This is a genomic window from Kitasatospora sp. NPDC093558 (assembly GCF_040683475.1).
GTDB lineage: Bacteria > Actinomycetota > Actinomycetes > Streptomycetales > Streptomycetaceae > Kitasatospora.
The window spans coordinates 1-1,931 of record NZ_JBFBDY010000964.1 but is presented as its reverse complement, the minus strand read 5'-3'; the positions used below and the strand labels follow the sequence as shown (position 1 = coordinate 1,931).

General features: G+C 75.8%; 1 protein-coding gene. It reads left to right on the top strand.

Annotated elements, in window-relative coordinates:
• The first annotated feature begins 428 nt into the window (after positions 1–428).
• Positions 429–1,742 (top strand): alpha/beta fold hydrolase, encoded by a 1,314-nt coding sequence (locus tag AB0O00_RS37440; RefSeq protein ID WP_363659157.1) that lies wholly within the window; start codon positions 429–431, stop codon positions 1,740–1,742.
• The last annotated feature ends 189 nt before the right edge of the window (positions 1,743–1,931 follow it).

The following is a 1,931-nucleotide window of genomic DNA, read 5'->3' as shown; positions in this document are numbered from 1 at the left end:
CCGGCAGGCCGGTGACGCCCCCTCGTCGTGGCGCGCCGCCCCGGTCGGCCGCTCGCGCGCGGCGGCCGGACGCGGTGCCGTGTGCAGCCGCGCGGGTTCGCGCTCGGGGCGCCGTCGCGGCGCGGATGCCGCCGCGGTGCGCACACAGGGCCCCCGGAGTGAACGCCGCACACCGGCCCCAGGTCACGCTCGGCCGCAGCCCGGCGGTCACCGGCGGGCCGTCACCGACAGACCGTCACCGATGGCCCTGGCGGCGAACCGCGTGGTCCCGGCGTCGGCCGGTCTCGGGCGCGCCCCGGGTTGGAGCGCGGCAGTCGAACCGGTGCCCGACGGCGGCCAGGATACGGTGCGGGTGTCGCGGCGCCCGCACCCGGTGACACCGTGAACGGCGACGTGACCGCTGTGACCTGCAGAGACCGAGGAGTTGTATGTCCACCGCCAGCCGGCTGCCCGGGATTGTCACGACCGACCACGTCTTCCAGCTCCCGCTGGACCACGCCGCCCCGGAGGGCGAGCGGATCGCGGTGTACGCCCGCGAGGTGGTCGCCGCCGGCCGCGAGCGGGACGACCTCCCGTGGCTGCTCTTCCTGCAGGGCGGCCCGGGCGGCAAGGCGGCCCGCCCGCTCGGCCGGGACGCCTGGCTGGACCGGGCCCTGGACGACTACCGGGTGCTCCTGCTCGACCAGCGCGGCACTGGGCGCTCGACCCCCGCGACCCGCCAGAGCCTCGCCCGGCGGGGCGGCGCCCGGGAGCAGGCGGACTACCTGGCGCACTTCCGCGCGGACTCGATCGTGCGCGACGCCGAACTGATCCGCCACCACCTGCTCGGCGCGGACCGGCGCTGGAGCGTGCTCGGCCAGAGCTTCGGCGGCTTCTGCACCCTCACCTACCTCTCGATCGCCCCCGAGGGCCTGACGGAGGCCTTCATCACCGGCGGCCTCTCCGGCCTGCGGAGCTCGGCGGACGACGTCTACCGGGCCGCCTACCCGCGGGTGGTCCGCAAGAACGAGGGTCACTACACGCGCTTCCCGCAGGACGTCGAAGCGGTGCGGCGGATCGCCGCGCACCTCGCCGCCGCCCCGGCGGCGCTGCCCGACGGCGGCGTGCTCACCGTCGAGGCCTTCCAGTCGCTCGGGATGATGCTGGGCGGCGGCAGCGGCTCCGGCTCCCTGCACTACCTGCTGGAGGAGGCCTGGGTGGAGGGCCCGGCCGGGCCCGAGCTCTCCGACACTTTCCTGTACGGCGTCCAGGCCAAGGTCTCCTTCGCCGAGGGCCCGCTGTACGCCGTGCTGCACGAGTCGATCTACGGCCAGCGGTCGGTGGACGGAGGCGGCACCGCGTGGTCGGCCGAGCGGGTCCGCAAGGAGTTCCCCGAGTTCGACGCCCGGGCCGCGCTGGACTCGGACGCCCCGGTGCTGTTCACCGGGGAGATGATCTACCCCTGGATGTTCGACACCGACCCGGCGCTGCGGCCGCTGAAGGAAGCCGCAGACCTGCTGGCCGCGCGGGCCGACTGGCCCGACCTCTACGACCCGCAGCGGCTCGCGGCCAACGAGGTGCCCGTCGTCGCGGCCGTCTACCACGACGACATGTACGTGGACACCGCCGACTCGCTGGACACCGCCCGCGCGGTGCGCGGCCTGCGGACCTGGATCACCAACGAGTGGGAGCACGACGGCCTGCGGGTGAGCGGCGGCCAGGTGCTGGACCGCCTGATCAAGATGGCGCACGGCGAGGTGTAGGCGGGACGGGCCCAGGGGCGCCCGGGGCGGGCGGACGAGGACGTCAGCGCGCATGGCGGGCTCCCCTGGCCGACCGTCGGGTGCAGCGGTGCGCACCGCCCCCGAGCGGCACCGTCGTCGAGCTGCAGGCCCGGCCCCGGCCCAGCCGCAGGTTCCCGTCAGAGCGCTCCCCCGAACGGTGGCCCGGCT

Coding starts and splice junctions, on each gene's coding strand:
- AB0O00_RS37440 (WP_363659157.1), top strand. CDS start 429: ATGTCCACCGCCAGCCGGCTGCCCGGGATTGTCACGACCGACCACGTC.